Source organism: Colwellia sp. BRX10-3 (assembly GCF_014077505.1).
Taxonomy (GTDB): domain Bacteria; phylum Pseudomonadota; class Gammaproteobacteria; order Enterobacterales; family Alteromonadaceae; genus Cognaticolwellia.
Window position 1 is genome coordinate 116,103 of the sequence record NZ_JACGWA010000008.1, and the last position, 23,491, is coordinate 139,593.

Consider the following 23,491-nt stretch of genomic DNA (forward strand, 5'->3'; position numbering starts at 1 on the left):
TCAGGGAAAACCCCTGTTTTTTATAATAATAATCCCCCGTCGCTTCAATTGATTTTTGTTCAAGCGTAACTAAACAGCGGTTTTACTGAACACAAAAGCCTTTTAAAGAAAGTGTTATTGAAGATGTTTGTCTCGAGTACAAGTGGTATCTGGGCTATTAATCTTGTTAGCCCAAAAAATTTATTAGCATGGGTACCATAAGCTGCATTGAAGGTTTTAAGTCTCAGTGGTATTATTCGTATGAAATATGAGTAATCCGCTATCAGCAGCAAACCTTGAAGGTTATATTGCTGTAATTGATATTTGTCATTCTATTGATACTTTTTTCCTATTGAGAAGATAAAACAACTTAACTTTTCAACTTACCCATCTATTTGAGTTCTTAATAATTAAAACCTTATGGCTAAAAACACGTTTACACCTGAATTACTTGAACAACATTTTACCAAAAATGAATGGAAAAAAGGCACAAGAATTTTTCAGGCTAAGGGCGTTAAAACCTGCGCCCTTGATGGTGAAACAATTCGTGGTGTGGTTTTTAGTGAGCGCTCTCGCCAGGTTAGTTATTTAACGCGTTTAGTTTTTGATGATAAACATGGTGATATTGCCAGTTATTGTGATTGTTATATCGGTCGCGACTGCAAGCATGGGGCAGCTTTAGCACAGTGCTTTATTCATGAGCACTTTGACCAAAACAGCATAGCATCATCTGAAAAAGTGATTGATAAATGGCTGAATCGCTTTCAAGCTCAGCCCAGTAGATATCAGTCCAATAGCCAGCAAAAATCGTTATTGTACTTTTTAAAGCCAAATAGTTATAACGACGACGATTATTTTACTTTAGCTATTAAATCAGCTCGACCCAAAAATAGTGGCGGCTGGAGCCATTCGCTTAGCGGCGAACATACGGCGAGTACGTTAATTAATAGTGCCTATGCTAATAAAGATGATGTTGATGTACTTACCGAGCTTATGCGTACTAATCAGTTTGGCGACAACATTAAATATTTTGATTTATTTGAACGCATTATAAAAACTAATCGCTGCTTTTGGCATACCAACTACAATTTGAATGAAGCGATTACTTTAGGTGAACCTTTAGAGGCGCAGTGGCAGTGGTTGGCATTAGGTAATCATTTACATACCTTACAGCTAGTTTTTAAACAGCCTTCGGCAAGTATTCTTATTATCAAAGCACAACCGCTTTGTTATTACGATGAGCAAGAAAATTGCTTTGGTATGATCAAAACCAATACTCAATGTAACTTTGAAGCAGACTTACTTAATTCCCCTATTTTTGAAGAAGATAAATTACCTTGGGTAATGAGTAAACTTTCTATGTCGTTAGGTGATGCAGTACAGCGCTTACCTAAACCAAAAACAGAGTTCTCACAAGAGCTAACAAAACCTGAAGTATATTTACACTTTTCAACTCCCGCAGAGGCTAATCCTCAAACAGGTTATGTGCAGGTTAATTTCTCTTATCATGGCAGTTTAGTTAATCCGCATAATGACAGTGTTACGGTTTCGCCATCAAATTTGGCAGACAGTGATGGCGCTAGCAGGGTAAAGTTTTATCGTGATTTAGCTTTTGAACAAACGGTTATTGATAAACTTACCACGTTAAAATTTAACGCTCAGCCCAAACCTAAGCGCTACACTTTTACCAATGAAGACTATTTAAACAAAGATAAAGTCCCTAAATATTCAATGTTGATGCAAGGTCGTTATTTTTGGCACCATTTTTTACATCAAGAATTACAGGTACTAAAAGATTTAGATTGGAATATTAGCTTTGCTGATAATTTTTATTACAAAGCGCTTACCACAGATAGCGTATTTGATGCCGAAGTTATTGAAACCGATGACCATGACTTTTTCTCATTAGGGTTAAACTTAACCATTGATGGTAAAAAAATGCCGGCGTTTCCTATATTGCTTGGCGCCATTGAACAGTTACCTAAATCGGTATTGCTTGATCGCGAAAAAGAGCAACTTATTGCGCCTGACTCACCCATTTATGTTGATCTAGAGAATGGTGATTTTGTTGCCTTGCGTTACCAAAGCGTGCAGCCAATATTAAAACAATTTATTGAATTGTTTATGCCTAATGCTTTAAATAAAGATGGCACTATCGAGCTTTCACGCTTTCAAGGACATCAAACGTTATCGATGTTAGATGACCAAGGCTTGATCGCAACAGGCACAAGTAAATTAAGAGCATTGGCTGATAAACTTAAAGATTTTCAACAAGTCACCACGGTGCCAGTACCAACAGGTTTAAACGCAACGTTAAGAACTTATCAGCACCAAGGAGTAAACTGGTTACAGTTTCTACGAGAGTACCAATTAAATGGTATTTTGGCTGATGATATGGGGCTAGGTAAAACCATTCAAGCCTTGGCGCACTTATTAATTGAAAAACAGCAAGGTCGACTTACTAAGCCAGTATTAATTGTTGCGCCCACCAGTGTTATTTTTAACTGGGCTAATGAAATAGAAAAATTTACTCCACAACTGACTTATCAAGTTTTACACGGTAGTAAACGTCAGCAACATTTCGATTGCCTTGAGCGAGGTGAAGGGCTGGAAAATCAAGTTGATATCATCATTACCAGTTATGCGTTAATTATTAAAGATTTAGAACTGTATCGTGATCAACAGTTTTATTATCTTATTCTTGACGAAGCTCATTATATAAAAAATACCAAAACTAAATTATACCAAGCCTTTTTGTTACTTAAAGCACAGCATAAATTATGTTTAACAGGTACGCCTATGGAAAACCATTTAGGCGAGTTCTGGGCACAATTTAATTTTTTACTGCCCGGTTTTTTAGGCGGACAAAGGCAATTTACCAAACTCTTTAGAACCCCGATAGAAAAACACGGTGAGCTAGAGCGTAAGCAGTTATTAAACCAGCGTATTAAGCCGTTTATTTTACGCAGAACCAAAGACAAAATAGCGACTGAATTACCGCCGAAAACTGAAATAATTCAAAAGTTACGTATTGAAGGTAAACAAGCAGAGCTCTATGAGTCAGTGCGTTTAGCTATGGATAGTCGTTTAAAAGATATCATTGCAGATAAAGGTTTAAAACGCAGCCAGATAGAAGTTTTAGATGCGTTATTAAAGCTGAGACAAGTATGTAATCACCCTAAGTTATTATCACTTGAAGGGGCTAAAAAAGTAAATCAATCAGCTAAGCTTGATTATTTAATGGAAACATTGCCTGAACAAATTGATGAAGGCCGTAAAATATTAATATTTTCGCAGTTTACTAGTATGCTCGCTTTAATAGAGGCGGAGCTGGTAGAGGCAGGTATTGGATATGTTAAATTAACCGGCGCAACCACTAAAAGACAAGAAGTAGTAGATAAATTTCAACGTGGTGAAGTACCGGTATTTTTAATTAGTTTGCGAGCAGGTGGTGTGGGTTTAAACTTAACGGCAGCCGATACGGTTATTCATTTTGATCCCTGGTGGAATCCAGCGGTGGAGAATCAAGCCACTGATAGAGCTCATCGTATAGGGCAAAACAAGCCAGTTTTTGTTTACAAATATATTATTGAAAACTCAATAGAAGAAAAAATTCAAAAAATACAACAAAACAAAGCTGAGCTTGCAAAGGCATTATTATCTGAAGAAGTGAGTGATAACAAGCTGAGCTTAACGGATGATATTTTAAGTTCACTGCTTGCACCGCTAAGCTAGCATAAAAGCTAATACCCATTCATTTAGTGGGTATTAGCGTCACATTAATAAAATTCATAATCCCAGCTTAATGGTTAAAGATTAATGGCCAGACATCAATAAAATAATGCTAAATATTTAGCGCCTGAATATGTTTTCAACCATATTAAAATCCCCATGTTAATTACTACAGTTAGCCAAAAAACATGTCTGAATTCTCGTTTGGAAGATTTGTGTCTTAGATATTGTTGTGCCAATGCAGCACCAGGCCAACCGCCAACCAATGCAAACAAATGTAATGTGCCCTCTGATGTTCGCCAAGCACCACGCTGCGCTTTTGATTTATCGAAAGCATAGGTTAAATAAGTGATGAGACTTAGCCCTAGATAGATATACATTAATGTTTGAGGTAAATAACCTAAAAAAGAGGTGATGATGATGGCGGCTAAAAATATTAGCGATAGATAAATTGAGAATTTACTGATTTTTTTCGGTTGTTTTTTCTTTAGTTTTTCACCTGAAAATGTCGCATCACAAGCGCAATACCTGCTTTCTTTATCTTTGGTTATCGAAAATGTGATAACGTCATTAATTTGCGGTATTTTCTTATTATTGGCAAACGCTGATTTATGAATAAAAATATTACTACCACCACCATTTGGTGCAATAAAACCAAAAGCTTTATCAGCCTGCCATTTAACTAACTTCCCTTTTAAACGCATATTGTCCCTTCTACTTAACATCATCCTGATGAGTTTATATTAACTTGGTTGATAAAAATCAAACTTGATATAAGTCATAACTATCTCATAACATTAAATAAAACTCTACAACATAATATTCATTTATAAGTGTAGAAATTTCAACATAAAAATTTTATTCACCATTATTGAACAAGTACCCTAGCGTAGTTTTTACGATTGTCATACCATGGAGCAACGTTCCGTTTAATGACCTCTTTTTATGCGCCTATGTTTGTCTGCTTTAATTTTCATGCTGGTAATCTTTCATGGTTATGCTCAATCACAGCCTAAATTTTTTAATCTCGATAAGACGCCAGAGTTGGGGGAAATGGCGAGTTTTAAGGCCAGTGCTTTGTGTGATGTAGCAGATAAAACGAAACACTATTTAACTAAGTTTTCAGCTGATAAGTTTGCTGTGCATTCAGGCACAATATTTGATGAAAGTGTGACACTTGCAAGGGTAGATCAAACGCTTAAATTTATCTGCCAAACCTATCGTGAAGATGTTAGGGCAAATCGACAAAGCCGGTTACATGATGAAAATTTTTTAACCGAAAATTTTGACTTTTATCGCTGGACACCTGATATAGCAACCGCGCAAAAAATTGCCATAAAAAGCACCAATGCCAGAAAAACCAGCATGCTAAATGCTATTCCCAATGACAAAATATTCTTAACTAAATATTACACTAAACTTTTAACCGCCAGTGAAGTTAAAACTCCAGTGTATAATCAGGCACTTTATGCACTCCCTTACGATGAATTAGGCTTAACGTTAATAGAAGCCAATAATGACTTAACTATTACGCGTAATAAATATACCCGTCAAGAAGTTATTGCGGGTGTATTGGATGATAAAAAATTAGCTAAAGCTTTAATTTGGCTAACCGAAGAAGCTTTACACGATGTGTTATTACAAGGCACTGGTGTGGTTGATGTGAATGGTAAACGACGCTATTTTAATGTTCACCGTAATAATGGCATTGCTTATGATTATGCGATAGGTAAGCGTGAACAAGCGCGTTATTGGTACTTTTCAGAAGTGCCTAGCATTATGGGGTATGGTGAAACGCTTGATAGTAAAATAGCGCTAACGCCACAAGTTTCTTTTGCTGGTAATGTGGCTGAACTTGGCTTAGGCAAATTGTTTATGGTGAGCTATCCGCAGGCTGAAGGGCAAATATCACGCTTGGGCGTGCTGTCTGACCAAGGCGGTGCATTTGACGATAATTTATTTCAGCTCGACCTATTAGCCGATAGCTATTACGGCTGGGAGGATTACCACCAAGCCAATAAGCATTTACCTGATTACGCCAAGGCATGGCTAATGTTAATGAAGCGGTAACGTAAAATTTAACTTACTTTATAACAGCCTAATGATAATAGTTTTACGCGACATTGCTACAAACGTTATGTTGTGTTTTTTCTGTGAGCATTGCTTTGTTTGTCGGTTGATAGTCTAACGGAGCCGCTATCAGTAATTGTCGAATTCTAGCTTCATCTTCATCACACATTGCATCTTTTAGTTGGTCAATTATTTTCGCGACATCACTATAATGTAATGAACGTTCATTGGCGGTTAAAATACGTTGATGTTGGGTTTTGCTAGCGTGATCACCAATCAGTAATTCTTCAAAAAGTTTTTCACCAGGGCGTAGACCACTATAGTGTATTGCAATGTCACCATTAGGATTTGCTTCATCTTTAACGGTTAAGCCCATTAAATGGGTCATTTTATAAGCTAAGTCGACTATTTTTACTGGCTTACCCATGTCTAATACAAAAACATCTCCGCCTGTACCCATTGCCCCCGCTTGTATCACTAATTGTGCGGCCTCAGGAATGGTCATAAAGTATCGAATAATATCTGGGTGGGTAATAGTAATTGGGCCACCGCGTTTGATCTGTTTTTTAAATAACGGCACAACCGATCCTGATGAACCCAGTACATTGCCAAAACGCACCATAATAAAGCGGGTATTATGATCTTTTTTAGCAAAACCTTGTAGAACAAGCTCCGCTAAGCGTTTGGTTGCGCCCATAACATTGGTTGGTCTTACGGCTTTATCGGTAGAAATAAGTACAAAAGTTTCTACTTCGCAATATATTGCCGCTTGTGCGATTTCATAAGTGCCTAAAACGTTATTGGTAACACCGGCTATAACGTTGTTTTCTACCATGGGAACGTGCTTGTATGCTGCAGCGTGATAGAGCGTTTGCACTTTGTGTTTATGAAAAATATGGCTCATCAACATGCCATTTTGCACATTGCCGATCAGGGGTTCAACGTGCAGGGGATTGTCTGCTTCCGTTAAGGTTTCACTTAATTCCTGGTGAATCTCATAAAGTAATGCTTCACTCACATCGAGTAATATCAATGCTTTAGGTTTGTTTAATACGATCTGTCGGCAGAGCTCTTTACCGATAGAGCCGCCAGCACCAGAAACCATAACAACTTTATCGGTTATATTTGCACTCAGCAATTCTGCAATAGGTTCTACGGGCTTGCGACCCAGTAATTCGTCAACTGATACTTCTCTTAGTTCATCAATATTACGTTTGCCTGAGACGATGTCCGACATGTCGGGCACAATCAATAACTCAAGGGCATGTGGCTCTAAATGCGCTACAATTTGTTTTAATCGAGCTGGATCAACGTTTGGAATAGCAATCAACACTTTGAACTGACCATGCTTATTAATAAGTTTGGCAATATTATGGTGGGAATGGATTTTTAGCCCTAAAACTCGTCGGCCGACATAGCGTTTTTTTTCATCTAAAAAGGCCAGTGGTTGATATTTTTTACCTAGTGACAAAGCATGGACAAGTTGTCTACCTGCGCTACTGGCGCCATAAATAACGACACCTTCACGCTCATCAAACAAATGTTTTCTAGAAATTAGGCTAACTAAAGCTCGAGTGCCAGCAATTTGTATACTCGCGATAACAAAAAAAACGATTGGCACAGAACGTGGAATAAATGCATCTAAAATAAAACTGCATAAGTAGAAAATAACGCAGCCAGCAATGAGTAACAGCTGGATTTTTAGTAGGGCTTTTGCATTGAAAAAGCGTACAAAAGAGTTATAAACATCAAAGATGTAAAATAACGCTAAGGTTGATATTGCGACAGTGATAAAAACAATGTTTTCATATCGTGAAAATTCAATATTTTCAATGCCTAATCGAATAATGTAAGCGAAATAGAATGCAACAGCAAGAGAGAATAAGTCGTATGCTAATGCCAGTAATAACTTAATAGAACTCGGAATTAAATCAATTGGTCTAACCATGAAAATGTACCCTACTACACGTCGTTTTTAATGCAAAACAGCATTAACGATCTTTGGTCTGTATTCTTGCAACATATTGTTACATTGTCATTACTTATATTTAACAATTAGTGTAAAAATTTAGCTTAAACACATGGCTTTATGAATTGTTGCTAATAATATCAAACGCTTGGCTAAGTGCTTGGCATACAGTACTCATTTCGCTTTTAGTCAGGGTTGGATGCACTAAAAACATTAAACTAGTTTCACCTAGAGTTTGAGCATGTTTTAACGCTACTTTAGGGTGAAGGTCGGTTTGGTCAAAAGCTTTCTCTTTATAAACTTCTGAGCAACTGCCTGAATAACAAGGCACATTGAATTCATTAATGGTTTGCATAATGTCATCTCGCGAGAGTCCTTCGGGAACTTTGTCATAATCGACAAATACATAACATTTGTAATAGGCATGAACGATATAGTCAGGCACTTTTGGTACAATTAACCAAGGGTATTGTCGACATACTTGGAATATTTTTTCAGCATTTTCATTGCGCAGTTTTGTCCAAGTGGCCATGCGCTTAAGTTGAATGCGACCAATAGCCGATTGCATTTCTGTTAGTCGCCAATTGGTGCCAAAACTTTCATGTAACCAACGATAACCCGGAGGATGCTGTTTTTCATAAACAGCGGCATAGGATTTTCCATGATCTTTAAAAGCCCATGCTCTGCGCCACAGAGTTTCATCGTTGGTGGTCAACATGCCACCTTCACCGCCTGTGGTCATTATTTTATCTTGGCAGAATGACCAAGCGCCAATATGACCTATGCTACCAACAGACCTACCTTTATATTTTGTGCCATGGGCTTGGGCACAATCTTCTATGACATAAAGATTTTTTTGCTCGGCGAACGCCATTATTTCGTCCATTTCACAAGGCCAACCCGCCAAGTGAACACAAATAATAGCTTTGGTTTTTTCGCTAGTAACTGCTTTGATAGTTGCCATACTGATATTTTGGCTATCAAGTTCAACATCGGCAAAAATAGGTGTGGCACCGGCGTTGATTATGCTACTTATCGAGGCGATAAAAGTTCTTGAAGTCACAATAACCTCATCACCGAGAGCAATATCTAAAGCATGTAAAGCTAGATCCAGTGCCAATGTGCCATTGGCAACCGCAATGGCATATTGGCTGTTAGTATAAGCGGCAAACTCTTTTTCGAATTCTCGCCCTTGTTGCCCGGTCCAGTAGTTGACTTTATTGGATTGTAATACTTGGCTAACGGCTGTAATTTCTTCTTCACTGAAGTTAGGCCATGGGGAAAGTTGCGTATTGAGCACAGGTTATCCTATCAAATTTAAATAAGTGAACGAACAGGGGCAGCAGGAGCGCCTAAATAAAGTTTATTGCTTTGAGTTGATTTAGTGATCACCGCACCCGCTCCAGATTGAGTGTTTTGGGCAATAGTAATATATTCAATAACACTGCTTCCTATGCCTAACCAAGAAAATTTTCCAACAATAACGCCGCCCGCGATATTAACTCCTGGAGAAATATGGCAATAAGCTTGAATATGACAATCATGATCGACAGTAGCTGAGGTATTAATAATACAACCCTCGTCAATACGTGCGCCTATGTTTACCACAGCATTAGCAAAAACAACTACGCCAGGGCCGATATTACTATGCTTGCTGACACAGGCTGTTGGGTGAATTAATGTCGCTAAGCTGCTTTTTGTGGCGGTTATCTGTTGCAATAAACTTGCTCGTAATGCGTTATTGCCAATGGCAACGATAAAGTCGGCGCTATCACAATAGTTAACCCAGCTAGCGATAGGCCCAGCAATAGTCCAGTGGCTTTTATTTTTAAGTTTTTCTAAACAGTCATCAAGAAAAATAATTTTACTGTAGTGGCCAATATTCTCTGCGCAGTCTGCTACTACTAAGCCATGACCGCCAGCGCCAATGATGACTAAGGTGTTATTATTTTTCATTGTTGACCTGTAAATTTGCTCATTGTTACTTCCCCATCCGCGTTGATATCGGCTTGTGAACAGACTTTTTTAAAGGTGAGAAATATAATTTTAATATCTAACCACAATGACTGATTGTCGACATACCAAACATCGAGGTCGAACTTTTCTTGCCAGCTGATTGCGTTTCTACCATTAACCTGTGCCCAGCCAGTAATGCCAGGCTTAACGTCATGCCTTCTCGCTTGTTGTTTGGAATACAAAGGTAAGTATTCAACGAGTAAAGGCCTGGGACCGACTAAACTCATATCACCTTTTAGTACCGAGAATAATCCTGGGAGTTCATCTAAGCTGGAGTTTCTTAGTTTTATGCCAAACTCAGTTAAGCGTTCATTGTCGGGTAAAGGATTACCGTTTTTATCTTGTGCATCTCGCATAGAACGAAATTTTTTCATGGTAAAAATTTTATTATTTAAGCCCGGTCTTGGTTGGCTGAATATCACCGGCGTACCAAGGTTATTAGCAACTTTTCGGGTGATAATTAAATAAAGAGGAGAGCATAGTATTAGCGCGAATAAAGCCGCCAATATATCAATCGTACGTTTGATTATTTTATACATAATAATTAGTCAGCCTTCAGGAAATCGAAAGCTGCAATGTTGCGTTTTCGTTTTTTGACTTTATTTTCCAATATAACAGGAGTAAATTGAACAGTACAATAATAACAAATTGATTTTCATATCTAAGTCTCTTATGCACGCTGTTGTTCGTTTATATTATTTATTACGTTGCTGTCATATAAAAAAGTTACCTTCTTTTGCTAAGTTCACGCCAGACATTAGAGCGGTTTATTTTGCTATTGAGTTAAAAGTCCTTGCTGCTATCACTATTTTTTGGTGTCTCCAGTGAATTTAATTGATTAAGGCTATCACTCTACTATGTTGAATAAAGCTAAGCAGACAAGGGTTTTGCATGTTTTTATGAATTTAAACCTTGGCGGCGCAGAAAGTCGTATTATGGATTTATTTCGTAGTCAAGATGCCGAAGTTTTGCTGAATGATTTTGTGATCATGACTAATGAACATTGCTACTTTACCGATGAAGTTCTGGCTAAAGGCGGTAATGTTCATGTTATTGATAGTCCGCGCAATGGCATTTTAAAAAACCTCTGGCAATTGTACCTGCTTTTGAGGGCAAAGCCCCAATACACAGCGATTCACGCTCATACCTCATACTATTCTGGTTTATGTGTTTTTATTGCCTTTTTAGCAGGAATATCAGCTCGAATAACACATGCTCGAAATACCAAAACTGGTTTTGATAATTTTTCTACTCGGATGATGTTGTCGCTGGGTAGAGTGCTAAGTGCAATATTTGCTACTAGTCGTTTTGCTATTTCAACTGATGCTGGCAATTTTTTATACGGTAAAAAATCCATGCAAGGGCATTTTGAAGTTGTACCTAATGCTTTTAATTTTCATAACATTAGGCACAAACAAGAAGTTAGTGATGACGAAAAATTAAAATACGCCATTGATTTAAAAGTACTTAATATTGTTTGTGTGGGGCGTTTTTATGCAGTGAAAAATCATGTTTTTTTATTAAATGTTATCAATGAATTAGCGAGTGAGGGAGATGGTTTTTGTTTGCACTTAATTGGCGATGGTGAGCTAAATGAAATACTACTAGCGCAAGTTAAGTGTTTAGGCCTAGAAAATAACGTCAGATTTTGGGGTAAAAGAGCCGATGTTGATCAGTTACTGTCTTTGTTTGATGTTATGGTGATGACCTCAAAAAGTGAAGGGCTTGGAGTCGCATCGTTAGAAGCTCAAGCCGCCGGTTTACCCTGTGTACTGTCAACGGGTATTCCTCAAGAAGCTGATATTGGCGTAGGGCTTTGTCGTTACCTTGATTTAAGTTTGCCTTATGAAGAGTGGGCAAATGCCATTCAACAACAGGTCTTGTCGGCCGTTGTGAGTAAAGCAGAAATTGATCAGAAATTTGAACAGCGTGGTTACCTTTTATCTGCCACTCGTCAGCGATATTTGGACGCCTATTTACACCATGAAAAAAATTAGAGTACTACAAGTTATTCCAGCGCTGACTTTAGGCGGTATATCGTCGGTAGTGATGAATTGGTATCGTAATTTGGATGCCAATAAATACCAATTTGATTTTATTAGCTTTAATGATGGCCCATTACGACAAGAAATTTTAGCCTTAGGGGGGAGTATTCATATTATTCCCACTATTAAGCAAAAGCCATTTCAGCACTTGAAAGCGGTGCATAAAATTTTATCAAGTGAGCAAAACTATGATGTTGTGCATGTACATAATAGTTTTAAAAATGGTGTTCTACTCATGCTGGCAAAACAAAAGGGCATAAAGATTCGCGTTTGTCATTCTCATACCAGTGGTGTTGAAAATAAGTATTTGTTGCCATTTATGGGGCTGTTTAAAACTATTGTTACTCGTGCCAGCAATGTGCATTTAGCTTGTGGCGAACAAGCGGGGAAGTTCTTATATGGTAATAAGACTTTTACTGTTATTAACAATGCCATTTCAGTGCAACGATATTTAAAGCATCCAAAAGACACTAATGAAATTAAAAAGCAATTTTCGTTGCCGAACAATAAACAATTAGTCCTACATGTTGGACGTTTTTCTATAGTGAAAAACCATCAATTTTTGTTACAGATAGCACAGGATAAGACGCTCGATCCTGCCATTCATTTTGTCTGTGTTGGTGAAGGGCCATTGAAAGCGGAATTTGCTGAAAAAATTCTGCAGGAAAACTTACAAGAACGGTTTACTCTATTGCCGTCAACGCCTGAAATTCCTAAATTGTTGCAAACTGTAGACGCTTTTATTATGCCGTCATTATTTGAAGGCGTATCCGTAGCTTTATTAGAAGCACAGGCCGCGGCTTTACCCTGTTTAATCTCAAACACTATTGTGAAAGCGTCAGATATGGGGCTTGAGTTAATTTCATTTCATCCTCTAGACACTATTTGTCCTTGGCTGAGACAGCTAAATCGATTGCCAATCATTAACTTAAGAAATGAGGGAATTTCTCAGGCCTTTTTTGCTAAAGGTTTTTCAACAGAAAGTGTACTTGAGCAATTAACAGCTATTTATCGCTCGAGTGAGTTTGAATGATATTTAATAAATTGGCGCGCGTACTGAATGTTGAAATTATGCTATGTGCACTATTGATTGTGTTGTATGGCGTTACTTCAAGTGCCCCGTTGTTATTACTTGTGGTGCTTATAGGTGTTGTGTGTGCATTTGCATTGCCGTTTGGGCGCAGTATTCAGCTAGCGTTTTTTTTACTGCCTTGTGCTGAGGTGTTTACGCAATCACCTTATATATCGATTTCGTTACTGACCTGTATTTTTTTGGCCATGTTCGCTCGATATATATTGACCCACGTTACTGAAACTGAATACTCTCAGCCCGGTTTGCTGTTGATGTTGTTAGTATTGATTTATGAGCTGATACACATGCTTTATAATCCATTAATGGCTTCGTTTGTAACGGTTCGATGGTCAGTTTTCTTTATTTTTACGTCTTTATTATTGTTCGATCGAAATAAGTATTGTTCATTTTCGCAATTACGTTTTACGCTGTTATGTGGTGTTATAACGTCTACCGCTTATGGCTTATTACAACAATATTTTCAGGTTTCTAACTCGTACTCATTAAATGTTATTTCTCGTTTTTCAGGCGGAGCAGGTGATCCAAATAACTTTGGCTTGTTTTGTTTATTGCTGATTTACTTTTACTTGCCGACCATTCCGAGAGAAAAAATATCGAGATCAACCTTTATGATTATATTAATGATGCTAACTTTTGGTGCATTAACCGTATCCCGGAGTTTTTTTATTGTCGCAATACTTAGCTTATTGACTTATTTTATTTTTTATTTTCGCTCGGCGTTGGGCGATATGTTTGTACGCGGTCTTATTTTATTCAATTGTTTACTGATTCTGTTTGGTGTGTATTGGTTCAGCGGCGCCACTTTTATAGGCGAGTTAGATATATTTGTAAGGTTCAGTGGTAATAATTTATCAGATTTAACTGGATCTCGAAGTGATATATTACAAGAGTACATCAGACTCTTTTTCGAGTTACCGTATAATTTTATTTTGTTTGGTGCTGGTATTAATGGCTACTTGGAATATTACAATAACTACTTTATACAGGCGGGTTTATTTACTGAAGTAGTAGGGCCGCACAACACCTTTCTTGAAATCATGATAAGTTTTGGTTTAATGGGTTTTACCCTGTTTGCGGCTTATATTTATTTAGGCTTTCGGGCGGAAAGAAACCGTGTTGCGAGTAGCCATATTTTTCGTTTAGCTTGGTTGCCGATTATGGTATTTATCTTGTACTGCTTTAGCCTGCAAAACTTGGGTAAATATAGTAGCTATTTTATTCTAATGTTGATTGTTTATAACACTTATAGAAAAGACACCTAAATGACAAACCTAAGCCGTGAACGGCGTAATGGCGTATTATTAAGTTACTGCTCAATAGCACTTCGAAATATTGCCGCATTATTGTTAATCCCTTTTATTATAAATCACTTAGGGGTCAGTGATTATGGTATTTATAGTTTAGTTTCTGCCTTAGCAGGGTATTTAATTGTTTTAGAGTTTGGTTTGGCGAATACGACCATTCGATTTTTATCTGTCTATAAAGCAAATAATGATAAAGCCAAAGAAGCTGAATTTATCAGCAGCATTATTGTTATATATGGCGCTTTAGCATTTTGCGTTGTTGGTATCGGACTGATTATTTGGTTTAATTTACCTGATATATTTCAGCATTCTATGACCCTAGTTGAAATTAAATTACTGCAGTCAGCATTTTTAGTGCTATTGGTTAATGTTGTGATTACCTTATTGAGTAATTCACTGACCGGTATTATTAGTACTTATCAGCGTTTTCGTTTCCAAAAAAGCACTGAAATATTGGTATTTATAGCTCGCTGTATAATTGTTGTTGTCTGTTTACAATCTGGCTTTGGTGTCTTGGCTATTGTAGTCATAGACACCCTTACTAATTTGTTACACAGCTTAATTCGTTTTGGCTATATTAGGCGATTTATTGATATTCAGTTTAAGGCAAAATTACCTGACCGAGCTACATTAAAAGAGATATTTGTTTATTCATCGTTTATTGCCCTTAATGTGATAGTTAACCAAATTAACTGGCGAGTCGACAACTTAATTATTGGTACTTTAACCAATAGTAAAACGTTGGGTATTTTTAATATTGGTAGCCAATTACTGTTTAGCTTTATTGCGTTTGCTAGTGCTATTTCTAATATATTTACCCCCAAAATTGTACAAATGGTCAATCAAAATGTTTCAAATACTGTGCTGATGGCGCAACTTTGCATTATCGGTCGCTATCAAATGATAGTTTTAGGATATGTTTTTGTGGTATTTGCCGCCTTTGGTGAATTATTTATTGATTTATTTGTAGGTGAGGAGTTTTCACAAGCCTATTGGGTGGCGTTAATCTCTATGGTGCCACTTATGTTTGTTTTGGCTCAAACGTCTACCAATGCAGTATTACAAGCACTGAATAAGCATAAAGTGCGAAGTTTATTATTGCTCGTCACCGCGCTAGCTAATATTGTAATATCAATCATTTTGGTGAAAAAAATCGGTATGATTGGGGCCTCATGGGGCACTGCATTTGCCTTGTTTGTTGGCGAATTGTTGATGGTTAATATCTATTTGTACCGTGTTATTCAATTGAATATGTGGCATTTATATCGAGAGTTATCGCGCTATTCTTTGCCGGCAATCTTTGTGACTTTAGCATTAGCGTTGGTTTTATCAGATTATATATCAGCGACTTGGTTTGGATTAATTATGGCTTGTGGTCTTACTGGGTTTATTTATGCGATATGTAGTTATTTTGTTAGTTTAGTAGCAAGTGAGCGTAAAAAAATAAATCGTTTAGTATTTAAAAGTTAATTAAGCAATTTTTCCCTTATCAATTAAAGTACGGATTAGTGTTTAATCTGTAGCGTTCGCTTATTGAGGTAGTGTTTTTGAAAATAGTTATTATTGGGGCCTACCCAAACTCCATTATTGGCTTTCGCGGGCCTTTAATCAGTACATTTGTTCGGGCAGGACACGACGTTACTGTGATGACAGCACACGCTTCAGCTGATGTTGTTGCCGACGTAACTGCGTTAGGCGCAACTTTTCAGCCTTATCCTGTTGAGCGTAACGGCTTAAACCCAATTGCTGATATTAGAACACTATTAGCGATTAAAAAAACCTTACAAGTATTAAAGCCTGATCAGGTCCTTGCCTATACAATTAAACCTATTATTTGGGGCGGAATTGCGGCTCGTATTGTAGGTTTTAAGAATTTTCATGCCATGATCACTGGGTTAGGATACGCCTTTGAAAAAGGCTCTTTCGCGCGTAATTTAGTTAATTTTATTGTTAAGCACTTATATAAGTGTGCTTTAGCCAAAACTAAAAGTGTCATCTTCCAAAATCAAGATAATCTTAAGTTATTCGTTGAATTAGGCTTGGTTGAAGCTGAGAAATGCTATCGAGTTTTTGGCTCTGGAGTTGATATCGACGAATACCAACAACAACCACTGCCAAGGCAAGCAACGACTTTCTTACTGATTGCTCGTTTACTAGGCGACAAGGGTATTAGAGAATTTGCTAGCGCAGCTAAAATAGTTAAGCAACGCTACCCTGAAGCTAAGTTTCAGCTTTTGGGACCCTATGATAGCTCGCCTGATAAAATAAGCATGGCTGAAGTATCACAATGGCAAACAGCGGGGCACATTGAATATTTAGGAGAAACTGATAACGTTAAAGCTTCTCTTAATGCCTGCCATATTTATACGCTACCTTCTTATCATGAAGGTTTACCAAGAACTGTGCTGGAAGCTATGAGTGTTGGGCGCCCGATACTAACAACGGATGCTGCTGGCTGTAGAGATACCGTAGTAAATGGCGAAAATGGTTGGTTAGTACCAACACGTAATGTTGATGCGTTAGTTAGCCGTATGATTTGGTTTATTGAGCACCCAGAACAATGGCAGCCTATGGCAAATAAAAGCCGAAAAATGGTAGAAGATAACTTCAATGTAAAACAGGTTAATGAAGCTATTGGCAATATTATAGGGCTTTAATACCAGCGGAGGTAAAGTTAGCTTATAACAAAACTTGGGTTGACCATAATTATTTGGAATAATAAATAATGCAAATGATATTGATTCTTATTTAGTTTCGTGATTAAATGCGGGCAATTCAAATTATTGTTTCTTTTATAGGTTTAGGCATGCGAATTTCTTCTTTTTTTCAACCCGCGTTGATCGCTTTATCCGTTGTTAGTGCTATTTCAAATACTGCGATTGCAGATGATGACATAGAACGTTTAGCTATTTTTGGTAATGCTCAAGCGGTGAATGATGTGCCGGGCAGTGCCCATATGATTTCTCAGGCAGAATTAGAAAAATTCGATTTTACCGATATTATGCGTACCTTAAGATCGGTTCCTGGTGTCTATGTTTTAGAAGAAGATGGTTACGGTTTGCGTCCCAACATTGGCATGCGTGGTACAGGCCAAAACCGTAGTGAAAAAATTACCATTATGGAAGATGGCGTTTTAGCCGCACCAGCACCATATTCAGCTCCTTCAGCATATTACTTCCCAACAGCGGGTCGTATGCAACAAATTGAAGTATTAAAAGGTACGTCAAGCGCAATGTATGGTCCGCGCACTACGGGTGGCGTGGTTAACATGTTATCTCGCACTATTCCAAATGAATCGCTAGCTGGGCAAATAAATTTAAGTGCCGGTGAAGACGGCTTTGCCAAAGCCCATGCTTATGTTGGTGGCGCGGGTGAAAATGTATCTTCAGTAGTAGAAGTATTTCGTTATCAAGCAGATGGTTTTAAAGAAGTTAATCATACTGGTGGTGATACAGGTTTTGTTAAAAACGATATCATGGCAAAAGTGATGATCAACAGTGATAGCGATGCGAAATACTATCAAGAATTAGAATTTAAATTAAAGTATTCAGATGAAAATTCAGATGAAACGTATATGGGTTTAACCGAAGCCGATTTTGAAGCTAGCCCTTATTCTCGTTATTCCGCTTCGCAGCTTGATAATATGGATACTAAGCATAAACAAATGCAAATTAACCATCATATTAAATTGTCTGACCGCTTTATTTTAGGCACCTCTGCTTACTACAATGAATTTAGCCGTAACTGGTTTAAAACCAGTAAAGTAAATGGTAAAAGCTTAAGTGGTGGTGCTATCGATATCGCTGCCGCTTTTGATAATGGTACTTTTAGTGATGATGAAATCGTTGTTGATGTAAAAGCGAACAGCCGTGATTACGAATCTCAAGGCATTCAAACCGTTTTGAACGCTGACTTTGGCGCACATCAAGTCAAGTTTGGTGCTCGTTATCACGAAGATGAAATGGACCGTTTTCAGTGGGTGAATACATACAGTTTAGATAACACTAATTATGACATGACACTTACTGAAGCTGGTATTCATGGCGCTGATTCTAACCGCATCGATTCAGCAAAGGCGATTGCCTTATTTGTCCATGATGAATACACCGTTGGCGATTTCATCATCAATGCCGGTTTACGTTATGAAGATATGACAATATCTCGTAAAGACTGGGCCAAAGGTGTTGTTGATAGAAGTTCCCCGTTGAAGACAGATGTCAGTAACGATGTTGAGGTGTTATTACCTTCATTAGCCGTAACTTACCGTGTTAATAATGATTTAATCATTATTGGTGGTATACAAAAAGGTTTTGCGCCACCGGCACCAGGTAACGATAAAACAGAAAATGAAGAAAGTATTAACTATGAATTGGGCCTTCGTTTCAACAAGCAAGCATTTAACGGTGAAGCCTTATTTTTCTACTCAGATTATGAAAACATGCATGGTAATTGTACGGCGAGCCAAGGTTGTGATGATAATAATATCGGCAACCAATATAATGCTGGCGAAGTAAAAGTTTCGGGCTTAGAAGTAAAAACAGGTTATGAATTTACTGCCGGTGCCTTAACCATTCCGGTTGATTTAACTTATACTTTTACCACAACAGAATTTCAAAACACGTTCCAATCAGGTTTAGACACTTGGGGTAATGTAACAGCAGGTGATGAATTACCTTACGTACCAGAAAACCAATTACAACTGAGTGTTGGTGTTGTTGGTGAGAAGTGGCGCAGTGATGTTTTAGTGCGTTATGTTGATGAAATGCGTACCACCGCGGGCCAAAATGCAGTGGTTGGGGGTGAGTCAATTGCTAATCACACAGTTGTTGATATGGCTGCTCATTACAATGTTGCTGAAAACCAAGAAATTACTTTCAATGTGGATAACTTGCTTGATAAAGAATATATGGCGACACGTGCACATGGTTCAATTATGGCTGGTAAACCTCGTAGTGTAACTTTAGGTTATAAATATAGCTTTTAAGTTAAAGGGTACCTATTAAAAAAGCGAGCCACGAGCTCGCTTTTTGCTTTTTAACAGTAAATAAATAGATTGCTGATCACTATGTCAGCAATCTATTAGTTTGGCTGATATGTTGCATTTAATAGTGTGTGAATTTCTTTTTCGTAGGCTAATTGTTTCTCTTGATTGAAGCCCACGTGGGCGCTGAAAATTTGTCCTTGTCGATTAATGATGAAGCTACTTGGCATACCTTTTAGCTGATACTTTCTTGCTATTAGGCCTTTAGGATCATAAATAACCGGAAAATTAGCCGCAACTTCACTTAAAAACTCGTCGGCTAATGCTCGGCTATGATCCAAGTTAATACTTAAGATGGTTAAGCCTTGTGCTTGATACTGTGCTTTTAAGTTATTCATCCAAGGAAATGATTTACGACAAGGAATGCACCAAGAAGCCCAAAAATCAACGTAAACAACATTGCCTATTTCATTGGTTAAATGTTGTTCTAATAACTCAATTGTATTCGAGTCAGTACTTACGTTAACATTGTCAGCAGCCGAAAGCTGGCTTGAAAAAATCATTAATGTCATAAGAAAAAAGCATATTTTTAAGTTTTTTATCACGATATAGTCAACATTATTTAGACCTTATTTGCAGACATTTAACCACGTTAGTGAGCATTAGCAAAGTATCGATATTTTTGAATTTGTGTACCTATGGTATATTTACAGGCATATTTACAAATTTTGGCATATGGCTTTCAACTATTAACTTTCAAATAAGAACGCTTAAATATAATTTTTCAATAGTCGAGCTCAGTCGACAAGTTAAGGAATACCGCATGGTCATAAAAGCTATTAGCAAAAAATATAAAGTTGTAGGTCTATTTTTTTCGAGTCTGCTTGTTATTATTTTCAGTATGCCGCTACAAGCTACGCAGAACAATACACTAGAAATGAACCAATGGTTAAAGGCACGTTTTGGCGCTCAACATCAGGTACTTATCCCCATTGTTGCAGTGGCAGATATGCTTTATAGCTGCCAGCAGCAAAAGCAAATAGATGACAACCTAACGATTAAAGCCCTAATTACCCAATTGGATAAAAATACCCTGGCTGAAAAACTAATATATTGTTTGGCTGGAGAATCGCCTAAGTCGGATATTGCTTTAAATTATGGTTTGAAGGGCTGTTTTTATGAGCAACTGAACGACTTGTCTACAGAAGAAAAGCGGCAAAAGATGCGTTTAGTGACTGAAACTATCGCTGGGCTTTCAAGAAGAGAGCGACAAAAAAGCTTTACAAAATGCGTTACTGATCAAGCAATTCACTATTTACGCTAAGTAGTAGTGTTATTGTTTATTGGATGGTTTTTTATCATCTACAAATGCGCTAGGCAGAATCTCTACCCCAACCCAGCGGCCAACTTTTATCATTAGCGGAATAGTAATAGGAGCAAAAGGTAGAATAGCGAAAATACCAATGCCGAGGCCTTTTAAAATATCAACAAATTGTTGGTTGGCAATACGCATTTCTTCAGCACTTGCATCGCGCTTGGTGTAGCGTTTGTAAATACTGAGCATTGCTCTGGTTTCTACTCTTTCTTGAGCTAAGGCTATTTTCACTTTAACCATACTGCGCTTAAGGCGGATGAGATTGCGCCTTTTACTGATACGTAAAACACGAAGGGGTACTTTGTGAAAATGCTTCCAAACTCTCATTTGCGTATTCTCCCACAATAATTAACCAAAGTAAGTAATTCAATTAAGGATATGCCGCACTTAGTTGTGTTCATGTGTTTCAGTGTGCTTTACTATTTTAAGTGGTTTCTAGCTATTGTCTTAATATGTAACATTAGCGACAGAAATTAAGCTGAAATCATGAAAAGTCTATATAATTTATAGCCTGGCTAATTAGCGTGTAACATAATTTGTAACAAATGCTATCAAGCTGACACAGAACAGTTTTTTATATTTCAAGTAATATGACTTATAGTTAACCCAGTTTAAAAATATAAAATGGAACAAGTATTATGGGACATGAAACACCGAAAGTTTTGGTAGTAGACGATGATATGCGTTTACGAGCATTACTCGAGCGGTATCTAGTTGAACAAGGATTTGTTGTACGCAGTGCAGCAAATTCTGAGCAAATGGATAGATTACTCGAGCGTGAAAACTTTCATCTGCTAGTACTCGACTTGATGCTACCAGGAGAAGATGGCTTATCAATTTGTCGCCGCTTACGCCAAAACTCTAATGATATTCCTATTGTTATGTTAACGGCAAAAGGTGATGAAGTAGATCGCATTATAGGTTTGGAACTTGGCGCGGATGATTACATGCCTAAACCGTTTAATCCACGTGAATTATTAGCGCGTATTAAAGCCGTTTTACGTCGCCGAGTGCAAGAAGCTCCAGGCGCCCCTTCACAAGAGGAAAATATTATTTCTTTTGGTGAATATCAGCTTAACCTTGCCACACGTGAAATGGCAAAAGGCGATATTAATATGCCATTAACTAGCGGAGAATTTGCGGTATTAAAAGCGCTGATCACACACCCTCGCGAGCCATTGTCGCGTGACAAGCTAATGAATTTAGCTCGCGGCAGAGACTACTCTGCTTTAGAACGTAGCATTGATGTACAAGTATCTCGCTTGCGTCGTATGTTAGAAGAAGACCCAGCAAAGCCTCGTTATATTCAAACCGTTTGGGGTTTAGGGTATGTATTTGTTCCTGAAGGAAAGTCTGTTGCATAGTTGTACTTAATAGCATACTAAACAATCCTAACGTAGTAGAAGTTTATGAAAATATTGCCACGCAGCGCCTTTGGACAAACGGTACTCTTAATAGGTGTTTTGCTATTAATAAACCAAGTGGTGTCTTTTATATCGATGTCGATATATATAATTCAGCCCAATGCCCAACAAGTTAACCAACTATTGGCAAAGCAGGTGCGTGTTGTATTTATCGATATTGCGGATGAAGCAATAAGCCCTGCCATGGGGGAGGCATTCCAGCGAGAAACCGGTATTGGTGTATATCGTGAGGCTGCAGCCATGAAATTGGGTTTACAAGATGCGGTATATTACGCATTTCGTTCTGAAGAAATGTCTAACCTTTTAGGTGGCCCAGCCGAAGTGAGAATTTCTCAAGGAGGGGAATATTTATTTTGGATTCGACCGCCTCAAGCACCTGACTATTGGGTTAAAATTCCTATTAATGGTCTGGAAGAAGAAAATTTTTCACCGCTTATTTTCGTGCTGATGATTTTAGGTATATTGAGTGTTATGGGTGGATGGTTGTTTGTTAGACAACTGAATCGACCCTTGAGCGCATTACAACATGCTGCTCTTGATGTTGGTCGTGGAGATTTTCCGGAGCCATTAACTGAGCTTGGCACAACTGAAATTGTTGCGGTAACTCGGGCTTTCAATCATATGTCCAAAGGTATTAAGCAACTTGAAGATGACCGAAACTTATTGATGGCCGGTATATCTCACGATTTACGTACACCATTAACTCGTATTCGCTTAGCCACTGAAATGATTTCTCAACAAGATGAGTTTTTAAAAGAGGGTATTGAAGGCGATATTGAAGACATGAATACCATTATAGATCAGTTTATTGATTATATTCGCCACGATAGTAAAGACAAAGCTGAGTTGGACGATATCAATGTGTTGATTGATGAAGTAGTGCAGTCTGAGAGTATTTTAGAGCGAGAAATTATTTTTAATGCACAGCCTTTACCTAAGGTACCGTTGCGTTATGTTGCTATGAAGCGTGCGCTGGCAAATTTAATTCAAAATGCTTTACGTTATTCCGATGGTAAAGTTACAGTGACAACTTCATTTGATAAACGTAAACAAGAAATTTGTTTTTGTGTTTGTGATGAAGGCCCCGGCATTCCTGAAGTTGATATTGAGCGTTTGTTCCAGCCTTTTACACAGGGAGATGTAGCAAGAGGAACAGAAGGCAGTGGTTTAGGTTTAGCTATTATTAAACGTATTGTTGATACCCATAGTGGTCGAGTTGAATTGTCTAATCGAGCCGGTGGGGGGTTAAAAGCGAAAGTTTGTTTACCTATTAGCCACGGGTAATCGACTTTTATGGACTGTATAATTTGCAGAGAGTGTTGAGCTAAAAACATTAGGCATTAAAAAGCCGTCGTTAATACGACGGCTTTTTTTGTTTTTCTGTCCCGTCCTGAAATGTGTTTACACATTTAGGACTTTAAAATGAAAAATTCAATTACTAAAGGCACCAAACGTTCACAACGTGATTATACGTTGGGCTTTAAATTAGCAGTCATAGAGCAA

Annotated in this window: 18 protein-coding genes; 11 read left to right on the forward strand and 7 right to left on the reverse strand. The window is 37.7% G+C overall.

Annotated features, from left to right (window positions below; all coding sequences use genetic code 11):
* Window positions 1-399: 399 nt before the first annotated feature.
* Window positions 400-3,714, forward strand: a complete 3,315-nt coding sequence (locus H4J38_RS12670; protein ID WP_182132180.1) for a DEAD/DEAH box helicase — start codon at window positions 400-402, stop codon at window positions 3,712-3,714.
* A gap of 95 nt (window positions 3,715-3,809) precedes the next feature.
* Here H4J38_RS12670 and H4J38_RS12675 read toward each other — a convergent pair whose 3' ends face one another.
* Window positions 3,810-4,415, reverse strand: a complete 606-nt coding sequence (locus tag H4J38_RS12675) for a cold shock and DUF1294 domain-containing protein (protein ID WP_182132181.1) — start codon at window positions 4,413-4,415, stop codon at window positions 3,810-3,812.
* A gap of 271 nt (window positions 4,416-4,686) precedes the next feature.
* Here H4J38_RS12675 and H4J38_RS12680 point away from each other — a divergent pair, with 271 nt between their 5' ends.
* Window positions 4,687-5,781, forward strand: a complete 1,095-nt coding sequence (locus H4J38_RS12680; RefSeq protein ID WP_182132182.1) for an MltA domain-containing protein — start codon at window positions 4,687-4,689, stop codon at window positions 5,779-5,781.
* 43 nt (window positions 5,782-5,824) lie between these two features.
* Here the strand turns inward: H4J38_RS12680 and H4J38_RS12685 are convergent, their stop codons facing one another.
* The 4 genes from H4J38_RS12685 to H4J38_RS12700 form a co-directional block, all read right to left on the reverse strand.
* On the reverse strand, window positions 5,825-7,729 hold the full coding sequence (locus tag H4J38_RS12685) for a nucleoside-diphosphate sugar epimerase/dehydratase (RefSeq protein ID WP_182132183.1): 1,905 nt from the start codon (window positions 7,727-7,729) through the stop codon (window positions 5,825-5,827).
* Between the two features lie 139 nt (window positions 7,730-7,868).
* Window positions 7,869-9,050, reverse strand: a complete 1,182-nt coding sequence (locus H4J38_RS12690) for a DegT/DnrJ/EryC1/StrS aminotransferase family protein (RefSeq protein ID WP_182132184.1) — start codon at window positions 9,048-9,050, stop codon at window positions 7,869-7,871.
* Window positions 9,051-9,067: 17 nt separating this feature from the next.
* The gene (locus H4J38_RS12695) at window positions 9,068-9,706 is read right to left on the reverse strand and encodes an acetyltransferase (RefSeq protein WP_182132185.1); all 639 of its coding nucleotides are present in this window, start codon (window positions 9,704-9,706) and stop codon (window positions 9,068-9,070) included.
* Complete coding sequence (locus tag H4J38_RS12700) at window positions 9,703-10,305, reverse strand: sugar transferase (RefSeq protein WP_182132186.1); 603 nt, start codon at window positions 10,303-10,305, stop codon at window positions 9,703-9,705. Before H4J38_RS12700 ends, H4J38_RS12695 begins: the two co-directional genes overlap by 4 nt.
* A gap of 360 nt (window positions 10,306-10,665) precedes the next feature.
* Here H4J38_RS12700 and H4J38_RS12705 point away from each other — a divergent pair, with 360 nt between their 5' ends.
* The 6 genes from H4J38_RS12705 (at window position 10,666) to H4J38_RS12730 (ending at window position 19,192) form a co-directional block, all read left to right on the forward strand.
* Window positions 10,666-11,763, forward strand: a complete 1,098-nt coding sequence (locus H4J38_RS12705) for a glycosyltransferase (RefSeq protein ID WP_182132187.1) — start codon at window positions 10,666-10,668, stop codon at window positions 11,761-11,763.
* Entirely contained in the window at window positions 11,750-12,844 is a 1,095-nt protein-coding gene (locus H4J38_RS12710; protein ID WP_182132188.1) for a glycosyltransferase, read from the forward strand. Before H4J38_RS12705 ends, H4J38_RS12710 begins: the two co-directional genes overlap by 14 nt.
* Complete coding sequence (locus tag H4J38_RS12715; protein WP_182132189.1) at window positions 12,841-14,166, forward strand: O-antigen ligase; 1,326 nt, start codon at window positions 12,841-12,843, stop codon at window positions 14,164-14,166. The genes H4J38_RS12710 and H4J38_RS12715 overlap by 4 nt, the downstream gene beginning before the upstream one ends.
* Window positions 14,167-15,678, forward strand: coding sequence for an oligosaccharide flippase family protein (locus H4J38_RS12720; protein ID WP_182132190.1), 1,512 nt, complete (start codon window positions 14,167-14,169; stop codon window positions 15,676-15,678).
* Window positions 15,679-15,755: 77 nt separating this feature from the next.
* Window positions 15,756-16,865: a glycosyltransferase family 4 protein gene (locus tag H4J38_RS12725; protein WP_182132191.1), complete on the forward strand. Its 1,110-nt coding sequence runs from the start codon at window positions 15,756-15,758 to the stop codon at window positions 16,863-16,865.
* A gap of 149 nt (window positions 16,866-17,014) precedes the next feature.
* Window positions 17,015-19,192: a TonB-dependent receptor domain-containing protein gene (locus tag H4J38_RS12730; RefSeq protein ID WP_182132192.1), complete on the forward strand. Its 2,178-nt coding sequence runs from the start codon at window positions 17,015-17,017 to the stop codon at window positions 19,190-19,192.
* 95 nt (window positions 19,193-19,287) lie between these two features.
* Here H4J38_RS12730 and H4J38_RS12735 read toward each other — a convergent pair whose 3' ends face one another.
* Window positions 19,288-19,761: a TlpA disulfide reductase family protein gene (locus tag H4J38_RS12735; protein ID WP_182132193.1), complete on the reverse strand. Its 474-nt coding sequence runs from the start codon at window positions 19,759-19,761 to the stop codon at window positions 19,288-19,290.
* Window positions 19,762-20,012: 251 nt separating this feature from the next.
* Here H4J38_RS12735 and H4J38_RS12740 point away from each other — a divergent pair, with 251 nt between their 5' ends.
* Window positions 20,013-20,513: a hypothetical protein gene (locus H4J38_RS12740; RefSeq protein WP_182132194.1), complete on the forward strand. Its 501-nt coding sequence runs from the start codon at window positions 20,013-20,015 to the stop codon at window positions 20,511-20,513.
* A 9-nt stretch (window positions 20,514-20,522) separates the two neighbouring features.
* Here the strand turns inward: H4J38_RS12740 and H4J38_RS12745 are convergent, their stop codons facing one another.
* Window positions 20,523-20,891: a hypothetical protein gene (locus H4J38_RS12745; protein ID WP_182132195.1), complete on the reverse strand. Its 369-nt coding sequence runs from the start codon at window positions 20,889-20,891 to the stop codon at window positions 20,523-20,525.
* 311 nt (window positions 20,892-21,202) lie between these two features.
* On the opposite strand from H4J38_RS12745, the gene ompR reads away from it, so the two are divergent.
* Window positions 21,203-21,928, forward strand: coding sequence for a two-component system response regulator OmpR (gene ompR, locus H4J38_RS12750; protein WP_182132196.1), 726 nt, complete (start codon window positions 21,203-21,205; stop codon window positions 21,926-21,928).
* A gap of 45 nt (window positions 21,929-21,973) precedes the next feature.
* The gene (gene envZ / locus H4J38_RS12755; protein WP_182132197.1) at window positions 21,974-23,272 is read left to right on the forward strand and encodes a two-component system sensor histidine kinase EnvZ; all 1,299 of its coding nucleotides are present in this window, start codon (window positions 21,974-21,976) and stop codon (window positions 23,270-23,272) included.
* Window positions 23,273-23,491 lie beyond the last annotated feature (219 nt).